Origin of the sequence: Aquisalimonas sp. (genome assembly GCF_007120195.1) — a bacterium.
Classification (GTDB): domain Bacteria; phylum Pseudomonadota; class Gammaproteobacteria; order Nitrococcales; family Aquisalimonadaceae; genus Aquisalimonas.
On sequence record NZ_SKOG01000183.1, the window covers coordinates 1 to 4446 of the forward strand.

The 4446-nt window shown below is 64.5% G+C and carries 4 protein-coding genes; 2 read left to right on the forward strand and 2 right to left on the reverse strand.

The features are described from left to right. Positions 1-135: 135 nt before the first annotated feature. Both QZT63_RS13340 and QZT63_RS13345 read right to left on the reverse strand, forming a co-directional pair. Positions 136-513, reverse strand: coding sequence for a hypothetical protein (locus tag QZT63_RS13340; RefSeq protein ID WP_290651952.1), 378 nt, complete (start codon positions 511-513; stop codon positions 136-138). Between the two features lie 234 nt (positions 514-747). Next, a complete protein-coding gene (locus QZT63_RS13345) occupies positions 748-2307 on the reverse strand; it encodes a 4-hydroxyphenylacetate 3-hydroxylase N-terminal domain-containing protein (RefSeq protein WP_290651954.1) in 1560 nt (519 codons plus the stop codon). A gap of 133 nt (positions 2308-2440) precedes the next feature. Here QZT63_RS13345 and QZT63_RS13350 point away from each other — a divergent pair, with 133 nt between their 5' ends. Together QZT63_RS13350 and QZT63_RS13355 are read left to right on the forward strand one after the other, a co-directional pair. Then, positions 2441-3313, forward strand: coding sequence for an SDR family oxidoreductase (locus QZT63_RS13350; protein WP_290651956.1), 873 nt, complete (start codon positions 2441-2443; stop codon positions 3311-3313). Positions 3314-3457: 144 nt separating this feature from the next. Then, on the forward strand, positions 3458-4446 hold a 989-nt coding region (locus QZT63_RS13355), incomplete at its 3' end, for an FAD-dependent oxidoreductase (RefSeq protein ID WP_290651957.1).

Sequence of the window (4446 nt, forward strand, 5' to 3'; positions counted from 1 at the left end):
AGCCATGCCATGGCACTGTGCCCGATAGCAGGGCGTAGGGTGTCATTAGCGCGAGCGTAATGCACCGTCAAACAAATTGCGCCGAGGGCGCACAGACGGATTTGGCGCAACGTCAGGCCGGGTGGTCTGGAATGCTCAATCCGGCTCTTGTTCGGGCGGCTGCTCCTCCGTTGCCGCCTCCCAGGCGCGCTCCAGTCGATCCATCGCATCTGCCAGGCGGCCTCTGGCCTTCTCCCATTGCTGCCGCGATGCCTCACTGAGCTTGTCTCGCTGCTCCTGCGTGTCCTCCCAAGCCCGTTCAAGGCGTTCACGCCCCTCCCGGGACAAATCGTCAGCCTGGCGGCCGATTTCCTGCATGCGTTCTTCCCAGATGCCCATGCGCTCGTCGGTCTCGCGCTCCTGCTCGCTGATCGTCTCGTCATCCGGGGGAGATCCGCCCTCATGCTGGCCTGCCCAGCCGACTCCGGCAAGGATGAAGACCAAAATCAACACCAATACCAATTGCCTGATCATGGTTGCTCACTGTGTATTGCGATCAAACCTGCTCTCTGTACGTCGCCTATCTTATCAGGAGTCAAGTTGCGTCATGTGGTGGCTGGGATCGGCCCGGGGACCGGCTAAGGCCGGCGTGGTCATGGCCCATTCGTAACGCGCCCCCGCTGCTTAATCGGCAGCGGGGCGCGCGATATCGTCCCGGCCTACTGGCGGCCCGCGGTTAACGGACACCTGAATAACATTGCCATTCCCTTACTGCCGCTTGTTCTTCAAGGTGCGCAGATCCGCCATCATGGGCTCGCCGGTTGGGGTGCATCCCTGGGCGCAGCAGCGGCCGGGCTGGCGGTTCGCCGTGATCGGGCGGTTCGGATCATGCGCAACCCCCCGCTCCATGAGTCGTTCCACCAGTTCCACCTTATTGCCCACCGGATAGTGGCGGTAGATCTCCTGGGTCATGGCCTGGGGTGAGCCGCCGCCGTGCATGCTGATCACCGAGTACCAGCCCGCCTGATAGGACGCGGTGAGGTCTTCGATAAAGCGCGCCGTCTGCAGGCGCTGATCCGCTGGGACCTCGGGGTTGGCGCGCAGCACATCCGCCAGGTTGGCTTGCGTGGCGGGGTTGTGATCCTCGTCCGGGCCGGGCAAGGAGACGATCAAGCCGCCGGAGACGTAGTGGGCGATGCGGTGCATGTCATAGATCTGTGTGGACAGGAGCAGCTTGCCGATATTGGCGTACACCGGGTCCGGCATGAAGCTGCCCGAATCCGGGTCCGGCTTGGCGTAGACCGAGGAAGCCACCCCGCAGGCGTAGAAGCCCTCGGTGATCTTGATCAGATCCACCATCTGATCGCGCAGGTGGGTCTCACGGCCCGGGTCGAAGCCATTGGCCTCGCACATAAGTGCGCCGGCACCGATGAGCAGGTCCCCGAAACCGGCCCGGGCGGCGATGCAGCTGTGACGGTGATGGGTGGCGTAGTTGTAGGTCAGTTCCCCGGAGTGCTCCCATTCCCCGGCCAGGAATACGCGCTCCCACGGCACGAAGACCTGGTCGAAGACAACCACGCCCGTGGACTGGCCGTACTTGTTACTGAACAGCGCCGAGTTCTCACCTGGGCGCCCGGCGGGGCGGGCGACGATGGTGAGCCCCGGGGCATCGCAGGGCACGGCACAGCATACCGCGAAATCGGCGTCCGCCTCGCTGATGTTGCGCCCGGGCATCACCAGGAATTCATGCATGTACGGCGCGCCGGTGACGATGGCCTTGGTTCCCGAGATGACGATGCCCTGACCGTTGCGCTCGACTATGTGCACATAGGTATTGGGGCTGGCCTGCCGGTGCGGGCGCTTGCTGCGGTCGCCCTTGGCATCGGTCATGGCAATGCCCAGAGACAGATCCCGGGCCTGGGCGTCATGGAGGTAGGCCCGGAAGTGCTCCCGGTAGGAGGTGCTCTTGTGCGCGTCGACACGGTGCACCGACTGCTCGATGGCGTTCAAGGCGTCGTGGGCCAGGTAGCGCTGGGCGCAGCCGGTTTCCTGGCAGATAAGGCGCACCGCTTCGAGCTTGTTCATGAGATCCGCGTTGCTGGTGTTGATGTGCAGCATGCGGTTGACCAGCTCGCCCGAGCTCTGTTGTGTCGCCGTCATGAGGGGCGCGTGGTCCGCGTCCAGGGCATAGTCATAGGTCACGCCCAGGGCGTTGACGCCGGGCACAAAGCCCGGCTCATCGGCAACCGATTCCACGGCGTGCCCGTTCAGGTACACCGTCGGCTGATACCGCCGAAGCGACTCTTTGTACTCTGCTGCTGAAAGCATCACTGTCTCCTGGTTACATCACTATTCGGGGTAGTACGGGCGCGATCTGTTCCAGAACACATGGGTCGGTTGTTGGAGCGTCGGGAGGTGGGGGAGTAATGTACTAACCTTACAACACCATGTGGAGGCAACCATGTTCCAGCCGGATTTGTTCAAGGGCAAACGTATTCTCGTCACCGGCGGTGGCACGGGTCTTGGCAGGGGGATGGCCGAGAAGTTTCTGGCGCTGGGGGCCGATCTCTATATCTGCGGCCGTCGCCAGGGGGTGTGCGAGGAAACCGCTCGCGAGCTCATGGACATGCACGGCGGCAGCGTCAAGGCGTTCGGGTTGGATATCCGCGACGCCCAGGCCGTGGACGGCATGGTCGCCACCATCTTCGAGGATGGGCCGCTGTCCGGGCTGGTGAACAATGCCGCCGGCAATTTCATCAGCCGGACCCAGGATCTCTCCCCCCGCGGCTTCGATGCCATTGCCAATATCGTCATGCACGGCACATTCTATGTCACCCAGGCCGTCGGCAAGCGCTGGATCGCCGGGGGTCACGCGGGCAGCGTGGTCTCCATCGTGGTGACCTGGGTTGAAAACGGCGGCCCCTTTGTCGTCCCCTCGGCCATGAGCAAGGCCGCCGTGAACACCATGACCAAATCCCTGGCCACGGAGTGGGGCGGCTATGGTATCCGGCTCAATGCCATCGCCCCAGGAGAGATCCCCACCGAGGGTATGAGCAAGCGGCTGAGTCCGGGCCAAAAGCCCGGCGAACGCACGGCGAAGGTCAACCCCATGGGGCGCGCCGGCACCATGGAGGAACTGCAGAACCTCTCCACGTTTCTGCTGTCCGATGGCTGTCCCTGGCTCACGGGGCAGACCATCATGATGGATGGCGGTGGCTATCTCGCCACCGGTGGCAACTTCTACGAGCTGCGCGAATGGACGGACGAGCAGTGGCGTGAAGCCCGCGAAGCCATCCAGGCGCAAAACGAGAAGGACCGAACTCAGCGCTCATAAGGGGCATCGCCTGTGGCGCCCTTGCAAGGCGCAACTGAGGCAGTATCGGCGGCGTAGAAGCGGCCTCAGCCGTGATCCTGCCGGGGCCTTGGCAATGCCGCCAGCCCGCGCCCCGGACATTCACCACGTAAACAGGACCTGCCCATGCAGCCACCGGAGCAGCCGGTTCTCCGTGATATCGTTCTGATCGGCGGCGGCCACAGCCATGTGGGGGTGCTGCGCCGGTTCGGCATGAAGCCGATTCCCGGCGTGCGCCTGAACCTGATCTGTCGCGATACCCACACCCCGTACTCCGGCATGCTGCCGGGATACATCGCCGGTCACTACAGCTATGACGACGTCCACATCGATCTCAGCCGGCTCGCGGAGTTCGCCGGCGCGCGCTTCTTCCGCGACGAGGCGATAGGCATCGACCGTCATGGCGCACGCGTGCTCTGCCGCGCGCGGCCGCCGGTGCCCTATGATCAGCTCTCCATCAATATCGGCTCCACGCCGCAGGTGCAGCAGGTCGACGGCGCTGAGGCGAACGCCGTCGCCGTGAAGCCGATCCACCGCTTCAATGACCGCTGGCAATCCCTGCTGGAGCGTGTGCGCAACCACCCCGGGGAAACCCGTATCGCCGTGGTGGGTGGCGGCGCCGGCGGCGTGGAACTGACCCTGGCCATGCAGTATCGGCTGCGCAACGAGCTGCGCGCACTGGGACGCAACCCGGACGAGCTGGCGTTTTACCTGTTCAACAGTGCACCGCAGATCCTGCCCACCCACAACGGTTTCGTGCGCCGGAGTTTCGAGCGGGTGCTGTCCGAGCGGGGCGTGGAGGTGCACTGCGGCGCCGAGGTGAACCAGGTGCGTGCCGGTTGCTTGCAGACGGCAGGCGGCGAGCGCCTGGATGCCGACGAGATTGTCTGGGTGACCCGCGCCGGCGGTGCCGCGTGGCTGCAGGACACTGGCCTGGCCCTGGACGAGCACGGATTCATCCAGGTGGCCGATACGCTGCAGACGGTCACCGATCCGCATATCTTCGCCGCCGGCGATATCGCCACCATGGTGAACCATCCGCGGGAGAAGGCGGGCGTGTTTGCCGTTCGCCAGGGCAGGCCTTTGGCCGAGAATCTGCGCCGGGCGGTGGAAGG

Coding starts and splice junctions, on each gene's coding strand:
- QZT63_RS13340 (WP_290651952.1), bottom strand. CDS start 513: ATGATCAGGCAATTGGTATTGGTGTTGATTTTGGTCTTCATCCTTGCC.
- QZT63_RS13345 (WP_290651954.1), bottom strand. CDS start 2,307: ATGCTTTCAGCAGCAGAGTACAAAGAGTCGCTTCGGCGGTATCAGCCG.
- QZT63_RS13350 (WP_290651956.1), top strand. CDS start 2,441: ATGTTCCAGCCGGATTTGTTCAAGGGCAAACGTATTCTCGTCACCGGC.